The following is a 19,833-nucleotide window of genomic DNA, read 5'->3' on the forward strand; positions in this document are numbered from 1 at the left end:
CCGTTTTTAAAGCGCGTTTCACGCGAAGCGAAAGCTCCCGTCCTCGCGCTCTTCCACAATATGAGACCCCTCGCTGTCGTGTACCACGTACGTTTTTCCCGATGGAGTATGCGGGGAGCCGGCCTCGAACTTTTCCAGAAGCGCAATGGACTCGGAGGCCTCGGAGACTTGTCGTTCCAGCAATGCCACAGCCATCCCGTACGCATCGTCCGTAACGCCCATGCCAAGGCCGTCGCACTCGTAAAGCTCCAGTTCTCCGGCCTCGAGCCTCATGGGATAGGTCCGGCAGATGTGGGGCCGGTGCTCATAGACGACGCACTTCCCGCCCTCGAGGAAGGCGCAGTCGCCGTTCTCCTTCCTTCGCAGGGCCCACTCGAACGTGTGAATGACTCCCTTCCCATCCACCTCGTCGCTCTCGTAGGGCCGGGCCACGTCAAACCATCCCAGGCCGGCGGCCGCCATGATCGCCCGTATCTCTGAAGGAAAGACGGTAACGGTGTTATCTCCGAAGCGGCCCATGCAGCACTTCCCACAACGCTTGCACTGGAAGCTCGCCGCTACGACCTTATCCACTACCGGGCCTGGGACTGTCGCCTTGAACGTCTCCAGGTCTCGCCGGAGCCGGGCAATCTCGTCGCTCTTCACTGGCGGGAGCACACCTCTAAAAAGTTCTTGAGCAGGTCGATGCCCTTCTCCGTGTGGGACACCTCGGGGTGCCACTGCACGCCGTAAAGGGGCTTCTTGACGTGGCACATGGCCTCGATGTCGCAGATGCCTGAGCGGGCTAAAAGCTTGAAGTCAGGGGGCAGCTTCGAGACCTCGTCCTGGTGGGACGCCCAGACCTTCGTGGCCGGCCCGATGCCCTTCAGAATATCGTCCTCGTCCACGACCTCGATGTCAACTCGCGCGAACCCCCCGTACTTGCCGGTACGGAGCTCGCCGCCGTAGGCCAGCGCCATGAGCTGGTGGCCCAGGCAGATGCCGAGTATGGGCAGGTCTAGCTTGATGAGGTTAGCGCCGTTCCCCGCCCTCTCCATGGTCGGCCCGCCGCTGAACACAAGGCCGTCGGGCTCCAGGCGCAGGATGTCCTCCGCCGACGACGTGTTGGGTACGAGCTTCGCGTCCATGCCCAGGTCCCTTAAAGACCTATGGATAAGGTGGCAGGTCTGCCCGTAATTGTTGATGACGAGGATCTTCTGCTTGTCCATTGAGAAAGGATTCCGGCGGGAATTATATAAGCTTTTTGCGGCTTATCCAGTGTTTAATAGTTAGATCTCCAGCTTGTCTCAATCTAAGCCCACGAAGAGGCGTAAGTCCGCGAAGACTGTTCGAGCCCTAAGATCGCGAAGCTTACGCGAAGACCGCGAAGACTATCTTAAAGAATTAATTATTGATTTAAGCATTATTCATTTGAGCGTTAAATTAACTTTAATGAATCTTCGCGGTCTTCGCGTAAGCTTCGCGGCCTTAGGGCTCGAACAGTCTTCGCGGACTTAACCAGCTTTGCGGGCTTAAGCCGGGGGAATGCATGAGATACAAGATTAATTCAATACAGCAGCGGCTTAGCCCGCCGACCGGTACTTTTTGACGAGCACCCGCGCGGCGTCCGCCCCCGCGGAGCCCAGGCCGGCAAGGTCGAGGATCGCCTGCTCCATGGAGACGACCCTGATGTCGTCGATGGTGCCGGCCTCCATCTCTCGGTCCGGATTGTATATCTGGAAGCTCACGCCGTTCCCCTCGCCCATGAGGCTCCTCACCACGCGGGCGGCGTTCTCGTCCGCGTATAATTGTATGCACCCGCCGGAGGCCCTGCCCTCGAGGTACAGGTCCGCCGCGGTGAAAAGCGTGCAGGCGGACTTCGGGACGATGCCCTCGATGTTGGCGTAAAGCTCCCGCAGCGCCTCGCCCTCGTCGTCGAAGGCGCTCCTGAAGCCGAGGCCCTTCAGGCTATTGACGGGGCGCTCCCAGGCCACCGCCCTGAACAGCGCGTCCAGGTCGGCCGCGGCCACCCTGCGGCCCCTGTTCTCAAGGGCGCCCAGATCCTCGAGCTTCTTCACCACTGAGCGGGTCCACGGGTACGACACTCCCGTGCTCACCGACGCCTGGTTCACGGTGGCCTCGTTCTTTAAGAAATAACAGGCCACCTTCCACGAGCCCGGCGACGTGATCTTCACCGGGTCGGAGGCGCCCCGCCGGCCCGGGGCCAGCCTCTGGAACGAGCCTCCGGCCTTGAAGAACGCCGCCTTCGCGTCCGCGGCGATGGAGGGTGCGTATATCTTCATGTGCACCTTCTGGCCGGCATAGCGCTGGGCCACCATCTTCCCGTAGAGGACGAGCTTAAATACCGTTTGCATTGTGGCCCTGCTGAGCTTGATGCCGATGATGTAGACGGCCCTGTCGTGCTCCAGTATGAGGTCGTAGGAGTCGAAGTCGTAGCTGAGCGTCTCGATGGCCGAGCCGGGATGCTCTCTCTTCAGGGCGTCGATGACCGCCTGTACCCGGGCGTTCGTCGGCTGGTATTTTGGGCTCATTGCGAGGGTAAATTTCACTGAATGGATATAAATATCTTTAGATTTCAAAAAAAAAGAAGGGCGTGGCCTTTAGTACACGCCGCAGACCTGCGAGCAGTACGCTGGGCCGTAGCCGAGGTTCACGCAGTTCCAGTAGGGACAGATGCTAACGCCGGTACCCCACCACGGGTAGGAGCCGCCCCACCAGCCGCCCCAGCCCCAGTTGTTCGACCAGGGCCTGTGGCCCCAGCCGCCGCCTTGCCATCTGTCGCCGTGGCCGCCCCATCTGCCGCCTTGCCAGCTTCCGCCGTGGCCGCCCCAGCTGCCGCCGCCATGTATGCCGCTTCCGCCCTGCCAGCTGCCGCCGCTTTGTATGCCTCCCATGCTGCCGCCACCGTGCATTCCGCCGAAGCTGCCGCCTCCGAAGCTGCCGCCTCCCATGCTGCCTCCGTGGCTGCCTCCCATGCCGCCTCCCATGCCGCCGCCACCGCTACCGCCGCCACCGCCGGCGCCCCTCGCGAGCGCGGCCGGCGTGAGCACCAGCGCGGATGCCAGGATGACCAGCACTGTGGCCATAACTATACGATACCAATCCATCTTCATTTTTTCAGCACCCAAAGAATAGACGGCCACGCACGCTAAAACGTCATGTGCCGGAAAGTCGATGCCATGCGTGCCGCGGGTGGCTTAAGGCCGAATTATTGCGCGAAAAGGGCCGGATTCTTACAATACGCGCCAAAGGGTGGCCGGAAATAAAAGCCGCCCGCGCTTGGCGATTATAGGGTAATTTTAATGGCCGGGTGGCTGCCAGGGCACGGATACCGGGCGGCTGGCATTTTCGAAATACTTTCAATGAGCTTTAAATTTGTTTATATAGTACGGAAGGCCATCTACAATTGTCTCCCATCCATGTAAAACAGGAGACTTGAGGTATAGTGATGGTAAAGGAACTAGCCAAGGAAATGAGAAAAAAATTCTCCGAGCTGGGCGCCGACGTGCCCCAGAAGGAGATAGAGTCGAAGCTCGACCTCCTCGTGAACCAGTACAGGGTGCCCGAGGAAGAGGCGAGAAGGACCGTTTTTAACCAGTACGTCAGGGACCTGAAGCTCCAGCGCGGGCCCCAGGGCAGCGAGTCGCCGCTCACGAAGATCAAGGACATTACCAGCGACGGCAGGTGGATCTCCCTTAAGGCGAAGGTCATTCAGCTATGGGAGAACGAGAAGGCGTCGATCTCCCAGATAGGGCTGCTCGGCGACGACACCGGGACCATCAAGTTCGTCTGCTTCGCCAAATCTGACCTTCCGCTCGTGGAGGAAGGCAAGAGCTACATTTTCAAGAACCTGGTCACCGACTCCTGGCAGGGACGGTTCTCGGTCAAGATGAACAAGACCACGACGGTCGTGCCCACGGAGGACGTCGAGGTCGCCAATAACGATACTACGGTCACCGGCGCGGTGGTGGACGTGCAGTCCGGCAGCGGCCTGGTGAAGCGGTGCCCGGAGTGCAACCGCATCCTGGTCAAGGGCGCCTGCGTCGACCACGGCAAGCAGGACGGCGAGTACGACCTCCGCGTGAAGGCGGTCATCGACGACGGCAGGGCCGCGCAGGACATCATCCTGAACCAGGAGATGACCTACAAGGTCACGGGCATAGACGTGAAGGTGGCCAAGAAGATGGCCATGGACGCCGTGGACCCCGCGGTCGTTTACGACGAGATCAAGCGCATCCTGCTCGGGAAGTACTTCACCGTGAAGGGCCCCGTGCTGGGGAGCCGCTACCTGCTCGTCAAGGACATGCAGCCGGCCAGAGTGCAGCTCGACCTGAACGCGATCGTCAAGAAAGTGGAGGGGATATAAATGCCCATGGCAAGAGAGGTCGCGAAGAGGGTCTTCGCGAAGGAGTTCAACGCGTCCACACTTTCCTTCAAGGAGAGCGAGGACCAGTTCGCCCCCGCCTACGTGATGACGCCGACCGGCGCGAAGTGTAACCGCGTGTTCATCGTGGGCACGCTCACGGAGAAGGAGAACTACGGGGACGAGCAAGACTCGTGGAGGGCCAGGGTCACGGACCCGACGGGCGCTTTCACGGTCTACGCGAGCCAGTTCAGCCCCGACGCCGCCCAGGCGCTCTCCGACATCGACGCGCCGTCGTTCGTCGCGGTCATCGGCAAGCCCCGCGTCTATAAGACCCAGGACGGCGAAGTCATCGTGTCCGTGAGGCCTGAAGCGGTATTGCCCGTGGATGCCGAGACCCGGGACCAGTGGGTGCTTGACGCCATCAACGCGACGGCGGACAGGCTCATCGCCCTCAAGGCCGGCACCGACCCGGACGCGAAGAAGGCGGAGGAGTACTACCACCCCGACATTAACGAGTATAAGGAGATGCTGCTTACCGCTGCCAAATCCTTGAAGCAGATGGAAGTCAGTGTCGTGAGCGCCAAGTAAGGGCGCCCACCCCTTTTTTATTTTTTAGCCGGTTTCTAGAACGGATCAGCCAGGGGCCCTCGAAAAATAATAAGAATGCTCGAAGACGTTTTCAGCCACGAAGTAGCTCGAAGCGGGCCTGAAGCGACACGAAGGATTTTTTAATAATTTTTTATTAGTCTTAGAGGACTTAGAGATAACTTCGAGCCACTTTGAGGCTGAAAAAGTCTTAGAGCATTCTTATTTGGTTTAGAGGGGCTTACGCTTCAAAGCCATCTTCGCAGAGCGTAGCCCGTGCCCGCCATGCACAGGGCGCCCAGGGCCAGGGCGATGGCGAGAGGCACGTACTGCACTTCAGGGGGGCCGACCACCAGGACGGTGGGGTTGACGGCCAGGGCCGACCACACGGCCTCCACCTGGATGGTACGCGTCTCGGAGACCAGGCGCTGCCCGCCGTCCTCGTGCACCGCGTAGATCTCGTAGGTGCCGGGGGACAGGGCGAAGGAGAACTGGCCGCTATTCACAGAGGGCGAGACCTCCTGGCTGAGGCCATTATTCAGGTAGACAGTTCCCGATATCGGGACGGGGTTGGAGCGGTTCTCGGTGAGGGCGATGATGCCGTAGATGTAGCCATAAGCCGGCTTCGGGTAGTCGAGGACCTTCACTTCGAGGCCCGCCGTGTCCTCCGCCGGGTAGAACTGCGTGTACGTGGTGAACGTCGAGCCGTTATCCGGTATGTTTATTTTGAGCCTCAGGAAGTCCGTGCTCACGTTCAGGAGGCCAAAGTCGAACGTGCCGTTAGCGTCTGAGGAAGCGTGGCCCCGGTCCTGGACCAGGTAGTCCTGGGCCGTAATGGTGGCGCCCTGTACGGGAGCGCCGCTGGCATCCAGGATCCTGCCTGAGAAGCTGAACGTGCCCCCACCGGCCGTGGTGTGGAATATCCGGTCGTAGACGTCCAACGGCAGTATCGAGGCGTTATCGCTGTAGGGGCTGAGCTCCAGCACGACGGGGACGGCGGCCTCGGACACGTTAATGGCCGTATCGGCGGAGCGGTATACGGTCCCGTTCGAATAGCCGACGGCGTAGAGCGTGTGGGGCCCGGTCGTGGTCGCGAGCGAGAAACGGTTCGCGGTGAACACGTAGACGCCCGAGCCGTTCTGCCTGGACACATCGTATGGCGTCGAGTCATATATGGTGTCGTTGTCCAGCACGACAAGCGGGTTGCCGGAGCCCATGCCGTCCATCCTGATGGTCCCAGTCACCTCCCCGACGCGACGCAGCTTTACCTCGATGGTGGAGTTCAACGCCTCGTGCCACACGGAGACGACGTCATAGTCGTCCACCAGCGCCCTTATGGCGGCGGAGCCGGGGCTGACGTTAAAAATACACGTGCCCGAAATGCCGGTCGTTTCGTTTCCCAGCACGGCGTAGTTGCCGTTCTGGAGGGCGACCTGGACGCCAGCGGCGGGGGAGCCGTCCGGGTTGAACACCTTTACTGTAACGGAGATATCCGCGGGGTATGCGGTTGCCGTCGCGGGCGAAAGACAAAGGGCAAGTAATATCAGTACCGGGGTCAGGCGGCGCATTTCAAGCTCTCCAGCGCCATGGCGACGCGCTCGACGTACTCCTTACGGATGGAGTAGGCGAACCTGCCGCCGGGCATCGGCTCCTTCATGATGATTTCCTTGGAGGAGAGCTCCTTTATATACTTGCTGATGGTGGACTCGGCGATGTTCAGCTCCCTGGAAAGGTCCACGTTGGTGCGCCCGGGCTTCTCGAGCAGCATGCCCAGCACCTTCCGGGTGGGCTCCCGCTTGATGAACGATAGCAGGACCTGCTCTTCCTTGCTGAACGTGTTGGAGTTCAGGAAGAACCGGACGTACTTATTATCGGCCTTCTGGGAGGTGATGCGGTGATTAATTCCTAATATTAGCACGTGGTACCGGGCCGTGCCCAGGTTCATGTCTATGCCCCGGGCGATCTCGTACAGCGTCGAGCCGGGGTGCTCGGATATGAACTTTAATACGACGTTGCGGTTCTCGTTCTTGTCGAGCCTCGACCGTGCCCTCGACACGGCGCCGACCGCGATGAACCGGATGAACAGGTAAGCGATGATCGAGATGGTAAGACCCGTCGCGGGGTCGAACTTAGCGGCGGAGATCGTGCCGTCCATGGTGCTGTAGAACAGGTTGCCGTTGCCATCGGCCATGGCCGTCACGGGCGAGTCCGTGGAGTACTGCCACTCCTCGCGGCCGCCGTTAACCGCCGCTACGCCCATGGCGTAGACGCACTGCGACTGTCCTACTACGATGGGATACTCGTAGTTATAATCGGCATAGCTAAGGTAGACCCGGCCCTCCGAGGGCAGGACGATAACGTCCGACTGCCCGTAGACCCTGGAGGAGAGGCTGCCGTATGGATAGCGCTGCTGGCTGCCGTCCAGGATGTCGCCGGATGTGTACGGGCCGAAGATATTCCGGACGCTCGTCTCGTCCAGCGTGATAGTGCTCTTCTTGTAGGTCGGTATGGTGTACGACCATAACGTGGAGGCGTTCCTCACGTCGTACGCCGTTAGCTTGAGGGAGGCGAGGGCGTCCAGGCTGCTATTGTTCGAGGGCTCGGATGCCACGTAGTAGAGCACGCCGTCCTTTCCGGCCTTGTATCCCGATGAGTGATATTCGTCGTATGGCACGGGCTCCGACACGGCGGACCCGTCGCCCGACAGGACGTACAGGCTCGAGGCCGACAGGTTGGCGGAGTTCACGTGCTCCAGGTAGAAGTTACCGTCCGAATCCATCGGCATCAGCTCTAAAAGCTGTGTCGACTCGTTGAGCCTCTTCACCCAGATTACGTTGCCGCCGGTGTCCATGGCCAGTATGCCGTCCTTCAGGGGCAGGTAGAGGCTGCCGTATTTATAAAGAGGAAGCGAGTCGAACTGTTCCCTGATGTCCTCTCTCAGGTACTGCCGGATGACCGGCTCGCCGATGTCCCGGGTCCAGAGTAATTTACCGGAAGAGTCGTATGCGTTCACGATGCTTGAGGGCACGCGGTAATCGTAGGCGCCTCCCTCGAGCACCGGGTCGCTGCTGACCGGCTCGACGGCGTAGATGTTGCCCTTCTCGTCGACCGTGGCCGGGTCCGATACGTTAGAAATGGTAAAGAGCACGTGCCCGGAGCTGTCTATGACCGTCTCCTGGTAGTCGTGGAACACGTAGACGCGACCGCCCGAGGCGTGTATTGACACGGTATCCAGAGAAGAGCTTCCGTAAAGGATGAGCTTGCTTTCGAGGGGCACGCTCCATAAGATGATCCCGTCCTTCGAGATGGCGAAGACCTGGGTGAAGTTATTCACCGTGGCGATCTCGGCCGAAGTAACGGTTATGTTGGGCCGGGCAAGGACGTAGAGCACGCCGTCCGAAGAGGCCACCGTGGGGCTGACCTCCGTATTGCCGGTGAACCCGCCCACCAGGATGTCGCCCGTATCCTTGAGCCGGAGCCACTCGCTCGAGATGCTCCAGTTGTCGGGTATGGTCAGGTTCCAGGCGGCGTTGCCATCGCTGTCGAAGGCGTAGATGCTGTTGCCCGTAAAAGAGTAAAGTATGTCGCCCGAAGCGTACATGTAGCCCGGCTGGTCGTAGGTGGGTGTCGTCCATTTTACGGCCGCCGCGGTGGTGCTGGTGCTGATCATGGCGTATATGGCGAACGCCAGGAAAACGATTACCAGCGCTATCACTGCTTCGAAGAGTATACCCTTTTTCATTGACACACGTTATACTTCTTGGGTAGCTTAAATATACTTTCTGTCATAATCGCTAAAGAAGGCGATAAAAGGCATGCTTCGGGAGTTTATTCTACTTTTACCTGTCGGTTGGCGCATATCCGCCCTGCGAGTAATTGTATGACCGGCGCACGCGGATTTGCGTCTTTAGCGATTATGAGAGAGAGCTTATATGCTCTACGGCCATAGAGTTGATTGTAGCAGGGCCTCGTGCCCTGGAGTTTCGATGGAAACTAGCCCCGTGGCGATACGTGCCGAGTGCAAGGGCACACATCTGATCGCCGCAGCCATTTTTTGGGGCTAATTCATCGGAAAATTCGACCACAAGCTGCCTATTAAGGGAGGGGCGCGGTCTCCCATGCCTGCGCCCCGCCTCCCATGTACTTTTTATTAAAGGGATCATGCCTTTTTTATGCCCATGGCCACGATGAATAGCGCCAGTATGACAGTGGCCAGCGCAGGTGCCGGAGTGCTCGCGGGAGAGCTGCGGGCGGTAGACGAGGCGGGCCGGCGGTAGTTCTCGAGGCGAGTGTCGGCTAGTGGGATGACCACGTTGCCGCTCGCCTGGTACTGCGTGGTGAAGTATCCGGCGTTCGTGTAGGTCTGGTGACCGTCGTTATAGAAGGCCCTGATGGTGAAGTAGCTCGTATCGAGGCCCACGTCCGTGAAGGCGAAGCTGCCCGTGGAGCTGGTCTTTACTGACGATATTTCCGTGCGGTAGCCGTCGAAGAGAGTGACGTCGGCGCCCGGCACGGGGCGGCCGTCGGTGTCGGTCACCGTGCCCCGGATCGTGCAGGTGCTCGCCGCCGCAGGGACGGCTAACGCTATGGTCAGAAGGAGCACCGCTGACAAAATAAAATAAACCCTACCCACTCGCTCACCATAAATTCTAATTGTTGTGGAATATATTAAATGCTTCTACTACTAGCTTCTGTAGTTCAGTATTAGTAACATAATCGCTTGCTTTATTTGAGGCACTAAGCTTACAGAGGCACTATTTCCACCACAATGGCACGGAGTTCACGAAGGCCCACTAAGATTTTTTATAATTTGATGCACAGAGGCCACAAAGCCCGGTTCATTGTCGTCAAGGCACAAAGGATACAATGGCACAACGAATGAACAAGAGCACTTTTTGCCATCGTGTCATTGTCCCCTTCGTGACTCTTAACCAAAAAAGCCTTCTCAGTGACCTTAGTGACTCATAATTAAAAGAAAGCTTTGTGAAACTCAGTGAGCTTAGTGCCATTGTGGTTGAAATAGTGCCTCTGTATGCTCAGTGCCTTAAAAAATAGGCTATTTGACATAAGGCAATGATCGTGCAAACAAATCAAGAGTAAGCACGGAACTGCTGCGCTAGGGCTTCTGCGTCCGCATGACGATGAAGCAGGCGAGAGTGGCCACGGCGGCGCCTGCGATGGCGCCTCCGACGAACAGGAGCATGTACACGACGGTGTTGTCGGTCGACTGGGCGGGCTGCGGGGTCGCCGCCGGCGCCTGGGTGGGGGCCGGCACCGGGGTGGCTGTCGCTCTGGGCTCGGAGCCCGGCATGGTGTAGTCGTCGTAGTGCGTCTTAGCAGCGTCCAGCCTGATATCTCCCTTCGCGGTCATCGCGGGGATGTAGTATCCCGGAAGCTCGTGCGCCCCGCTCTCGTCGGTATATATGACCCGGAGGTTAAATACGTTGGACGTCACGCTCACGCCCTCGAACGAGAAGTAGCCCTGGCTGTTCGTGTTCTGGGTGGTTATACGGTTAAAATCGAAGTCGTACAGCGTAATGAGGGCCCCTGGAATGGGGTTCCAGTTGGCGTCAGTCACGGTGCCGGAGACGGAGAAGTACTCCCCCTCCACGGCGGAGGCGGGGAGCGCCGCGGAGAGCAGCATGGCGGCGAAGGCGAGGAGCAAGAGCGTTTTAGCGGAGCGCATGGGATATCAACGGCCCTCTGATGGCTTACGTCCTATAAATCTTTTTTTATCAGGCCGTCCGCTCGAGCGCCTTAACGACCAGGCACCTCACGTCGTCCCGGATACGGTAGGACACGCCCCCTGCCTGCCGCCGCTTATCCACGATGCCCCTCGTGTAAAGCTCCTTCATGTGCTTGCTCATGGCGCTCTCGGGCACTTTTAGCTCCTCGGACAGCTGGACGTTCGACAGCCCGGGCTTTCTCAATAGCGCCTCCATTACTCTGCGAATGGTGTCCCTCCTCAGGAGAGACATGAGCTGCTGCTCGTCCTTGCTGTAGGAGCCGGCGTTGGGGAAATAGCGGACGAACTTATTATCCGCCTTATGGGAGGCGATACGGTGGTTGACGCTTAGGATGAATAAATGATAACGCACGGTGCCTTTGTTGAGCCCCAGGCTGCGGGCGATCTCGTACATCGTGGAGCCGGGGTTAGCGGCGATGTGCTTGAGCACGGCGTTCCGGTTATCGTTCTTGCTGATGGCGCCCCTGGCCCTTGAGACGGCGCCCGCGGCGAAGAACCGGATGAATACGTATAATACCGCCGCCATGGCAAGGCCTGTGACAACGTCAACGCTGGCCGCGGACATCCGGCCGCTTGCGGTGCTGTAATAGACGGTGCCGTTCTTCTCGCACATGGAGCCGATCAGGGAGTCGACCGGCCTCCACCAGAGAAGGTCTCCGCCCGGGCCGAAGGCGTACAGCCCCCCGGCGAATGCGGCACGGGATACATTGTAAATGGCCGGCGCCTCGTAGTTGTACGACCAGAACCCCGCGTAGGTCATGTCCCCCACCCGGGCGACCCTGAGCCCGCAGTCGCCGCACACGCACCGGGGCATAAAGCTGGAATTCAGGGCATTGAATATCTGCGCGTTCCTCGCGTCGTCCCCGGCCAGCAGGCCTTCCACGTTTGAGGCATTGAGCGTTACTATGGCCGGCTCCCCGGGCGTGATGCTCTGGCTCCAGATTGTCCTATTACTTTTAAGGTCGATGGCCGTGAGCACGGCGGACTCGAGAACTCCGAGCTTCCGCTCGCTTTCCGGATACAGCACGTCCGCTGTGTACGCGATCCCGTCGATCACGCTGGCGTAATCCCGGGAGCCGTCCACGCTGGAGATCTCGGCCCCGTCCGGGCTGAGGATGGAGATGCGGGAGCCCTGTATGGGGTACTGGCCCACGAACGAGTAATAGGTCTCGCCCATGAAGGTGTATTCGCTGAGCGCCGTGCCGGAGTCGAACGTCCTCAGGTAGACGTTCCCGGCGGAATCGAACGGCTGCTGCTCGAATATTGTGGTGGCGACCTCATAGTGCTTGATCCACCTGACGGTGCCATTCCTATCCAGGGCGGCGATGCCGTTGCCGAGGGGCAGGTAGACCGTGCCATGGTCGTAAAGCGGCACGGTGCCCTTCAGCGTGGAGGCCGGCTCGCCGACGTCCTCCCGCCAGAATACGGTGCCGTTCGGGTAGATGGCGCTGACGATGCCCGACAGTACCCGCCTGTTAGGGTCAAGCTCGCCGCTGCGGATGGGCGCAACCGTGTAGACGTATCCCTGTTCGTCCACTGCCGGGGCAGCGCCCGTGTCCCCGATGGTCCACAGCACCCGGCCGTCGCCGTTTATAGCTGTCACGTCGCTGCCATGGTACACGTAGACGGTGCCGTTCCTGAAGACGATGTCCGCGTCGTACAGCCCGGTGGAGAGGAGGATGTTCCAAAGGATATCGCCATTGGTGGATATCGCGAGCACCCTTTCGTCGAGCGAGCGGGCGAACTCGGTGCCCGCATAGGCATCCATCAGCCGTTTGTTATGGTCGTCCATGTCCAGGGTGGAGTCGCCGGCGTACGTGTATGGCAGGCCCCGCTCCATGGCGGCCCGGGTGACGTTGGCCCTCAGGTAGACGTACAGCGTGCCTTCGGGCGAGATGTCCACGGCCGGCTCGTAGTACTTGCTGCCGGCCCACCACTTATCCGGTATGTCCACGCTCCAGAGCGGCGAGCCGTCGCTCCCGATGGCGCTGACGTGGCCGTCCGTGAGCGTCCTGAGCGTGCCGTCCTCGCACGCCGTTAGATAGTAAATGGTGCCGTTGCCCGCCGAGTCCCACTTGACCGTGGCACGGGTCTCGGTGGTCGTGAAGGCGTAGCCCGTGATCATGAGGTAGAACGAGAATATCAGCAATATGGCCGTCATGGCCAGTACTGACTCGAATAAGGCTCTCTTTCGTCTCATGGGCTCCCACTTATGAAAAAATAATTGGCCCTGTATTATAGCTTCTGTCATAATCTGTTAACCTTGCTTAAGGTTCGTCGATCATGAGAGAATGGATTTATAAGTGCGGGGGCTTTTTCTTATGGCGATAGGTTGAATGCCGGTCGAAAAATTATCATTGTTTTGATGTTGTGTTCGCTACTGCCTCTCCAGGCCATGGCGAACGGCGTCGACTATTCTGCGGGATTCGTCCCGGAGGCGCCGAAGGGATTTCAGGCCATATCCGGCCAGGACTTCGAAATCTGCTATGGCCCGGGGAGCGAGGGCGACATCGACGAGGTGGCGGACGCGGCGAGCGCCGCTTACGCCAGCGTCCATGCCTTCTTCCGGGGAGCGCCCTTCCACCCGACCATCATCGTCGCCTCCGCCCACGAGGAGTACGAGGAGATACTGAACGCCGGGAGCCTGCCCGAATACAGCGTGAGCAGCGGGTGGGGGGATGGGAGCAGGAGCGCCATCGTCATCAAGCGCCCCGATGCGGTGCCTAACTTTCGGGTGGCCATGGCGCACGAGATGGCCCACATCGCCACGAGGAGCTATATCCGGGGATACAAGTACGCCCTGCCCGAATGGTTCAGCGAGGGCCTGGCCGTCTACGTGTCGGGCGACCTTCCCGGGGCCAAGATGGGCATGGTCGAGGATAACTGTGTGAACGGCACGCTGATGTCCATCGACGAGCTCGAGCGGGTCCACCGGCTCTCGGCCACGGATAACGTGACGGCCGACCGGGTGAGCCTGGCCTACATGCAGTCCGGGCTGCTGGTGAAGTACATCGCCGATAAGTACGGCAACGAGTCGCTGCTTCAAGTCATGGACCATTTCGGGCCGATCGGGGACCTGGACTCGGTCTTCTCGTCGGTCATCGGGGACACGCCGAACGAAGTTAATTTCCAGTGGCAAAAGGAGCTTAAAAGGGAACTGGACGCCCGGGACGGGCGAATTCTCGAGCAGTCCGTCCACGGCTATGTGGTCGACCACCATGGCCGCCCCATGGCTAACGAGACAGTATCCTTCACGGCGCTGCGGAACGACTCGCCCGTCCAGGGGACGGTGTATACGGCCGTGACTGGCGAGGCGGGACAATACTCGGCCAACGTCACGTACGGCCCGCTGAAGGTTGTATCGGAAAAGCCCGAATATGCCGGGTTCAACGATACGATAACGGTGGACAGGGGCCGGTCGATGTTCCTGAACGTGACGCTGAACGGGACAGCACTGGAAGAGAGACTGGCCAGGGAGAAGGCGGAGCGGGACCGCAGGAACATGATCCTCGGAGGATCCGGGATTGCCATTGTTTGCATAATGGCTGCAGGTTTCGTGTATATCAGACGTAGACGATCCGAATGATCATTCGCTTTCGGGGGCCATCTCCTTGCCCTTGACCCCGTACCGGACGCTCACTGCGGTGCCCTTTTTGAACGCCTTCATCTCGGCGGCGCAGAGCAGCGCCTGCCCTGTTGCCAGCAGGTTATCGTCCTTGTCGACCAGGAGCACCTCTTCCAGGGCCCTGATCTCCGGATCACAATCTAAAACGAACTTGCAAAAAGCAGTTTTTCCTTTGGCCACGAAGGGGGCGGCATCGTCGTTCATGATGACCCGCTTCTGGGGAAAAGGCAGCGCCTCCTTGAGCTTCTGGCCGCCGTAGGCGCTCAGAATGAGAAAGCCATCGTTGGCCCGCAGCGTCGCTATGCGCTTATCCCCTTCGAGGACTTGCCGCAGGCGGCCAGTGCGGCCCATGATAAAACGTACGCCGTTGGGAAACAGCGCGGCCCCGGCGCCCCTCCCGAACTGGTAATCGGCGATGACCCTGACCCTTTCAAGCATCATGTGCTAATGCATGTTCCTGGTAAATCTACTTAACGCCATTATCGGGCCGGAATTAGAATATTTAAGTAGACATACGTGGTAGTGTTACATCGAGCTATGGAGCCTGAGGATTTGAAGAGCTGGTATGTGGATGCGGCCCGGTACTTCAGGGCCATGGGCTTCTTTTCGAAGTATTCCGGGTTATCTGATGAGGATATGGCGGCCCGCCTGATGGACGACGTGTGCAGGGAGTGGGACGAGCCCTGTCCATCCGGGGCGGAGAAAGACCCTCAGCTCGCCGACGTTTACCTTCTCACGACCGACAGGGAACGAGTGTGGCACGGCGACCTGGAGTTCGTGTACCCGGGCGAGAACGCCTACGTGCAGTTCCTCAACGAGCTCGCTGCCATCTCCCGGGGAGCGTTCAGGCCCCTCGACGTCTCGGAAAAATGGAAGGGCGAGAGGGGGCCGGTCGATGTAGAATTCACGGCCGGCGGCCGGAGATTTAAGTTCGTGCACGGGGGAGGGGACATGCTCGACCCGGCCATCGTCCGCACGGTCAACGAGGCGATAAAGGAGAGTGGCGTTCGGTTCGAGGTCTGCGATAACCTGGGCATGCCGAACTTCATCGTGGCGCTCACCAGCGACGAGAGGGCGAGGCTTGCCGCGCGGGGATGGAAGTTCTGGCCCGGAACGTAAAAAGTATATACCACCGGCGCGTTCGGGTACCTGTCACATGAGGCGCCTTGTTTTCGAGCTGTCAGGCGAGCACGATACGCTCCCGAAGAGCGAGGTCATCGGCTGTATCGAGGCTTACGGGTGGAATTACTCTGTTATAGGTAGTTATGACCAGGCGCTGATCGTGGACACTGACGCTGACGTTCCCATTCTGGCGCACCGCCTGGCGCTGACCCACCACATCCTGGAGCTCATTTTCGAGTGTAAGGCTGACAGAGAGGACATTAAGAGAGAGGCGGAAAATGCCGACATCGGCCTCGGCGCAGGCGAGACGTTCGTGGTGAGGGTCAAGAAGGTCCGGGAGTACGGGGACATCGACGGGGCGTTCGAGAGGGAGCTGGGCGCGGTCCTGTGGCGCCGGGGATACAAGGTGGACCTCGACCGCCCGGACGCTGAATACCGTGCTATTCTTACGGAAGGCGTATGCATCTTCGGGAGGCTCATCGCGAGCCCCGACAGGTCCCAGTACGAAGAGCGGGCGCCGCTGAAGAAGCCGTTCTTCCTCCCCGGCGTGCTCATGCCCCGGATAAGCAGGGCCATAGTAAATATGTCCCGGATAAAGAATGGCTATATGCTCGACCCCATGTCGGGCACTGGCGGCATCCTGGTGGAGGCCGAGCTCATCAGCGACGACATCCACGTCGTGGGCTGTGACATCCAGAAGAAGATGGCCTACGGCACGAGGTGGAACCTGAGGCACTACGGCAAGAACTACGACGTCGTGCGGCAGGACTCACTTGGCATGGCTATCAAGGACGACTCCATCGACGCCATGGTCACGGACTTCCCGTACGGCCAGTCGACTCCCATAAAGGGCGTTACGCCCATCATGGGCGCCTCCGTGGAGGAGTTCCATAAGGGCGCTTTAAGGGAGATGCACAGGGTGCTCAAGTCCGGCCATTACGCGGTCATCGTCTACCGGGAGCCCATAGAAAAGCTATTAAAAGAAGCGGGGTTTAAAGTAATCGAAACGCACGAGCAGTACATCCACAGGAGCCTGACCAGGCACATCACGCTTGTGCGGAAATAACGCTCATCAGAGGTTTTTCATTATGGCAAAGGAACGCGCAGTAATAACGGTCACCGGGATCGACCATCCCGGCATCATCGCCTCCATCACGAAGGCGCTGGCGGATCAGGACGTGAACATCGAGGACTTGAGCCAGACCATCGTGCAGGGCCTCTTCACCATGATCTTGATAGCGGACGTGACCGGCCGGGACCTTTCCAAGCTGCAGCAGACCATGGCCCGGATCGGCAAAAAGCAGGGCGTCCAGATCACCGTACAGCACGAGAACATCTTCAAGTACATGCACCGGGTCTGAAAATGATCTATTCCATCGAAGAGATCCTCGAGACCGTCCGCATGATCCAGGCGGAGCACCTCGATATCCGCACGGTCACCATGGGCATCAACCTCCGGGGATGCATCTCCGACGATATCAGGGAGATGAACAAGAACATCTACGAGACCATCACGTCGAGGGCCGGGAAGCTCGTGAGCGAGGCTAAGGCCGTCGAGGAGATGCTCGGCATTCCCATCGTGAATAAGCGCATCTCCGTTACCCCTATCGCGAGCCTGCTGGACACGCCTCTCGCCGGCAAAAAGAATGCCATCGAGGGGGCCGTCTCGGTGGCGAAGACCCTGGACCGGGCGGCGAAGGACCTCAACATCGACTTCATCGGGGGATACTCGGCTTTAGTCCATAAGGGCTTCACCACCGGCGATTCCATTTTGATCAACTCTATTCCCGAGGCGTTAACGTCCACGGACAGGGTGTGCAGCTCCGTGAACGTGGCCACCACGAAGAGCGGCATCAACATGGATGCCGTCCTGCTCATGGGGCAGGTCATGAAGAAGACGGCCGCCATAAACCCGATCGGCTGCGCCAAGCTTGTGGTTTTCGCGAACGCCCCCCAGGATAACCCGTTCATGGCAGGCGCCTTCCACGGCGAGGGCGAGCCCGAGACTGTCATCAACGTCGGCATCTCCGGGCCGGGCGTCGTGAGGGCCGTGCTCTCGCAGATGGACAACTCCGATCTCGGCGAGCTTTCGGAGACCATCAAGCGCACGTCGTTCAAGATCACCCGCATGGGCGAGCTGGTAGGCCGGGAGATGGCCGGGCGGCTGGGCGTGGAGTTCGGCATCGTGGATCTGTCGCTGGCTCCCACCCCGGCGGAGGGCGACTCCGTCGCCAACATCTTAGAGATCATGGGCCTGGAGAAGTGCGGCACCCACGGCACGACCGCCGCGCTTGCGTTATTGACGGACGCCGTGAAGAAGGGCGGCGCCATGGCCACGTCGTACACGGGCGGCCTGTCGGGCGCCTTCATCCCGGTGAGCGAGGACTCGGGCATGGTAGATGCGGTCAAGTCCGGCGCCATAGGCATCGACAAGCTCGAGGCCATGACCAGCGTATGCTCCGTGGGCCTGGACATGCTCGTGGTGCCGGGCGACACGTCCCCCGAGACGCTGTCCGCCATCATCGCGGACGAGTGCGCCATCGGAATGGTTAACGGCAAGACCACGGGAGTGCGGCTCATTCCCGCGGGCAAGGAGGGAGAGTACGTGGAGTTCGGCGGGCTGCTGGGCGGAAGCTACGTGATGCCCCTGAACAAGTTCTCCTCTGCGGGGTTCGTCAGGCGTGGCGGCCGGATACCGGCGCCCATCCAGAGCTTCAGGAATTAAACCCCTCTAAAATTATAAGAATGCTCAAAGACGTTTTCAGCACAAAGTTCTCAAAGCTGGCTGGAAGAGGCTCGAAGCCTTTTTCAATAATTTTGACTCTTCCGCAGTTTTGGGATGAATATTTTTTTATCCTTTTCTAGTTATGCCGTCGTTGAGTTGTCCAACCACAGGGGCACGGAGCGCACGGGAGTTTCACAGAGTTATTTTTTAATAATTTAAGACTCAGAGAGCTCAGAGGCCGGTTTATTAGTTTGCCTGGGGCACAGAGTTTATTGAGGCTCGGTTGACCAATAAACAATAATGCGGTTTATCCTCGCCAGTGCCTCTTTCAACTCCGTGCCCCGGGAATGTTATAAACCCGTCCCCTGTGCCCTCTGGGTCTCCCTTTATAAGAAAACTCCGTGAAACTCAGCGCTCTCCGTGCCCCTGTGGTTGGACCACTCAACGACGGCATAACATAAAAACGAGCGAAGGCATCAGCCAAAGCAATATATCATCCAAAAAACGCACAAGAACCAAAACTTTTTTTAGTTATCTATTGTTTAACTAAAAGTTCTTAGAGTCCCTCAAGTCATATTCAAGAACTTTGTGCTTGAACCGTCTTCGAGAATGTTTAAAGAGCCTAGAGCGGCTTATTTTTCTCATTCTTCTTGCCGCAGACCTCATCTATGGTGATCTCGACGACGCAAGTCCTGCCCACAGAGTCGGAGGGCATTTCCGCAACGGGGCCATGGGCGAACTTCTCTGCGAGCAGCCGAAGCGGCCTCAGCTTCTCGTCGCCGCCCAGGATACGAGCCCTGCCCGATGCAACAACGCTCCGGTAGTAGGCCCAGCTATTGCACGGCCGGTCGGCGCCCACGCCCATGCCCAGCACTTCGAATACCGAAAAAGAAACGCCCGGGTTAGCTCTTATGTTGTCAAGCTTTTTACCATTCAGGGCACAGTGGATGTAGATCCGGCCGTCCTCGTAAAAGAAGCAGACCGGGATAACGTAGGGCTTACAATCGGGGCCCGCGGTGGCGAGCTGGCCGACTTCGGCCCTCGAAAGCAAGTCGAGGATGCCGGCCTCATCCATGTTACGCTTCCTCGCGCGAACGACCTTCACAAGATCACCCGCTAAGGTGGTCCAGGTCCACGGGGGCCAGCGTGTAGGCCTTCTTGAACTTATTATGGAACTCCAGGTTATCGCCCCAGAAATATTCCGTCTCCACCAGCACCGAGAAGCCGAAGTCGTGCCGGTCCGTGGTCAGGTTCACCTGCCTGGTGGAGCGGGGGGGAATGTTGCCCAGGTCGATCTGGGGGCTGTTATAGTAAAACTCGTCGGTCTGGGCGTCGGTCACCCTCAGCGTCAGGAACGTGTTATTGGCCCATGTGCGGCCGGTGTTTTCCATGACGATGGTGAAGTTCTCCGACTGCATCGAGTCCTCGTTCCGGTTATAGGACACTTCGAGGTCCTTGACGCTCACCTGGCTGCTGGTGATGGTGCCGATGGTGGCGGGCGGCCAGACGGTAGGAGGCACTGGGGTGACGGTCGCCTGGGGCGATGGAGACGGCTGGGCTGTCTGGGTGAGCACACAGCCTGAGGCGGCTACGGCCAGCAGGGCGATCAAGATGGCGAAGATCCTGGAACGCATATCTAGTCCTCTGATGATGGGCTAAGCTAT

The 19,833-nt window shown here is 59.2% G+C and carries 19 protein-coding genes; 7 read left to right on the forward strand and 12 right to left on the reverse strand.

Features of this window, described 5'->3' with window-relative positions:
• Positions 1-18 precede the first annotated feature (18 nt).
• From MCP_RS14430 to MCP_RS15970, 4 genes are all read right to left on the reverse strand, one after another.
• On the reverse strand, positions 19-645 hold the full coding sequence (locus MCP_RS14430) for a YkgJ family cysteine cluster protein (RefSeq protein WP_012901587.1): 627 nt from the start codon (positions 643-645) through the stop codon (positions 19-21).
• On the reverse strand, positions 642-1,208 hold the full coding sequence (locus MCP_RS14435) for a GMP synthase subunit A (protein ID WP_012901588.1): 567 nt from the start codon (positions 1,206-1,208) through the stop codon (positions 642-644). Before MCP_RS14435 ends, MCP_RS14430 begins: the two co-directional genes overlap by 4 nt.
• A gap of 354 nt (positions 1,209-1,562) precedes the next feature.
• On the reverse strand, positions 1,563-2,531 hold the full coding sequence (locus tag MCP_RS14440; RefSeq protein ID WP_128860093.1) for a hypothetical protein: 969 nt from the start codon (positions 2,529-2,531) through the stop codon (positions 1,563-1,565).
• Positions 2,532-2,600: 69 nt separating this feature from the next.
• Positions 2,601-3,113 carry a hypothetical protein gene (locus MCP_RS15970; protein WP_193763063.1) on the reverse strand — a complete coding sequence of 171 codons (513 nt, stop codon included), beginning with the start codon at positions 3,111-3,113 and terminating at the stop codon, positions 2,601-2,603.
• A 335-nt stretch (positions 3,114-3,448) separates the two neighbouring features.
• On the opposite strand from MCP_RS15970, the gene MCP_RS14450 reads away from it, so the two are divergent.
• Together MCP_RS14450 and MCP_RS14455 are read left to right on the forward strand one after the other, a co-directional pair.
• Positions 3,449-4,366 carry a replication factor A gene (locus tag MCP_RS14450; protein WP_128567242.1) on the forward strand — a complete coding sequence of 306 codons (918 nt, stop codon included), beginning with the start codon at positions 3,449-3,451 and terminating at the stop codon, positions 4,364-4,366.
• Positions 4,367-4,954, forward strand: a complete 588-nt coding sequence (locus tag MCP_RS14455; RefSeq protein WP_012901592.1) for an RPA family protein — start codon at positions 4,367-4,369, stop codon at positions 4,952-4,954. It begins immediately after the preceding gene.
• Between the two features lie 245 nt (positions 4,955-5,199).
• Here MCP_RS14455 and MCP_RS14460 read toward each other — a convergent pair whose 3' ends face one another.
• The 5 genes from MCP_RS14460 to MCP_RS14480 form a co-directional block, all read right to left on the reverse strand.
• Complete coding sequence (locus MCP_RS14460) at positions 5,200-6,519, reverse strand: carboxypeptidase regulatory-like domain-containing protein (RefSeq protein ID WP_012901593.1); 1,320 nt, start codon at positions 6,517-6,519, stop codon at positions 5,200-5,202.
• The gene (locus MCP_RS14465; RefSeq protein WP_128860245.1) at positions 6,507-8,693 is read right to left on the reverse strand and encodes a winged helix-turn-helix transcriptional regulator; all 2,187 of its coding nucleotides are present in this window, start codon (positions 8,691-8,693) and stop codon (positions 6,507-6,509) included. Before MCP_RS14465 ends, MCP_RS14460 begins: the two co-directional genes overlap by 13 nt.
• A 417-nt stretch (positions 8,694-9,110) precedes the next feature.
• Complete coding sequence (locus tag MCP_RS14470) at positions 9,111-9,554, reverse strand: carboxypeptidase-like regulatory domain-containing protein (protein ID WP_231845220.1); 444 nt, start codon at positions 9,552-9,554, stop codon at positions 9,111-9,113.
• Between the two features lie 513 nt (positions 9,555-10,067).
• A complete protein-coding gene (locus MCP_RS14475) occupies positions 10,068-10,637 on the reverse strand; it encodes a carboxypeptidase-like regulatory domain-containing protein (protein WP_012901596.1) in 570 nt (189 codons plus the stop codon).
• Positions 10,638-10,686: 49 nt separating this feature from the next.
• Positions 10,687-12,897 (reverse strand): winged helix-turn-helix transcriptional regulator, encoded by a 2,211-nt coding sequence (locus MCP_RS14480; RefSeq protein ID WP_128860094.1) that lies wholly within the window; start codon positions 12,895-12,897, stop codon positions 10,687-10,689.
• A gap of 165 nt (positions 12,898-13,062) precedes the next feature.
• Between MCP_RS14480 and MCP_RS14485 the strand changes: the two genes are divergently transcribed.
• On the forward strand, positions 13,063-14,283 hold the full coding sequence (locus MCP_RS14485) for a peptidase MA family metallohydrolase (protein WP_128860095.1): 1,221 nt from the start codon (positions 13,063-13,065) through the stop codon (positions 14,281-14,283).
• Here the strand turns inward: MCP_RS14485 and MCP_RS14490 are convergent, their stop codons facing one another.
• On the reverse strand, positions 14,284-14,763 hold the full coding sequence (locus MCP_RS14490; protein ID WP_012901599.1) for a PUA domain-containing protein: 480 nt from the start codon (positions 14,761-14,763) through the stop codon (positions 14,284-14,286).
• Positions 14,764-14,859: 96 nt separating this feature from the next.
• On the opposite strand from MCP_RS14490, the gene MCP_RS14495 reads away from it, so the two are divergent.
• From MCP_RS14495 to MCP_RS14510, 4 genes are read left to right on the forward strand one after another with little or no spacing between them, the layout of a single operon-like run.
• On the forward strand, positions 14,860-15,441 hold the full coding sequence (locus MCP_RS14495; protein ID WP_128567244.1) for a hypothetical protein: 582 nt from the start codon (positions 14,860-14,862) through the stop codon (positions 15,439-15,441).
• Positions 15,442-15,478: 37 nt separating this feature from the next.
• The gene (locus MCP_RS14500; protein WP_012901601.1) at positions 15,479-16,510 is read left to right on the forward strand and encodes a THUMP domain-containing protein; all 1,032 of its coding nucleotides are present in this window, start codon (positions 15,479-15,481) and stop codon (positions 16,508-16,510) included.
• Positions 16,511-16,532: 22 nt separating this feature from the next.
• Positions 16,533-16,805: an ACT domain-containing protein gene (locus MCP_RS14505; RefSeq protein ID WP_012901602.1), complete on the forward strand. Its 273-nt coding sequence runs from the start codon at positions 16,533-16,535 to the stop codon at positions 16,803-16,805.
• 2 nt (positions 16,806-16,807) lie between these two features.
• Positions 16,808-18,169, forward strand: coding sequence for a PFL family protein (locus MCP_RS14510; protein WP_012901603.1), 1,362 nt, complete (start codon positions 16,808-16,810; stop codon positions 18,167-18,169).
• Positions 18,170-18,791: 622 nt separating this feature from the next.
• On the opposite strand, the gene MCP_RS14515 is transcribed toward MCP_RS14510, so the two are convergent.
• Positions 18,792-19,274 carry a pyridoxamine 5'-phosphate oxidase family protein gene (locus MCP_RS14515; protein WP_012901604.1) on the reverse strand — a complete coding sequence of 161 codons (483 nt, stop codon included), beginning with the start codon at positions 19,272-19,274 and terminating at the stop codon, positions 18,792-18,794.
• Between the two features lie 4 nt (positions 19,275-19,278).
• Complete coding sequence (locus tag MCP_RS14520; RefSeq protein ID WP_012901605.1) at positions 19,279-19,803, reverse strand: hypothetical protein; 525 nt, start codon at positions 19,801-19,803, stop codon at positions 19,279-19,281.
• Positions 19,804-19,833: the final 30 nt, after the last annotated feature.

The organism is Methanocella paludicola SANAE (assembly GCF_000011005.1).
GTDB lineage: Archaea > Halobacteriota > Methanocellia > Methanocellales > Methanocellaceae > Methanocella > Methanocella paludicola.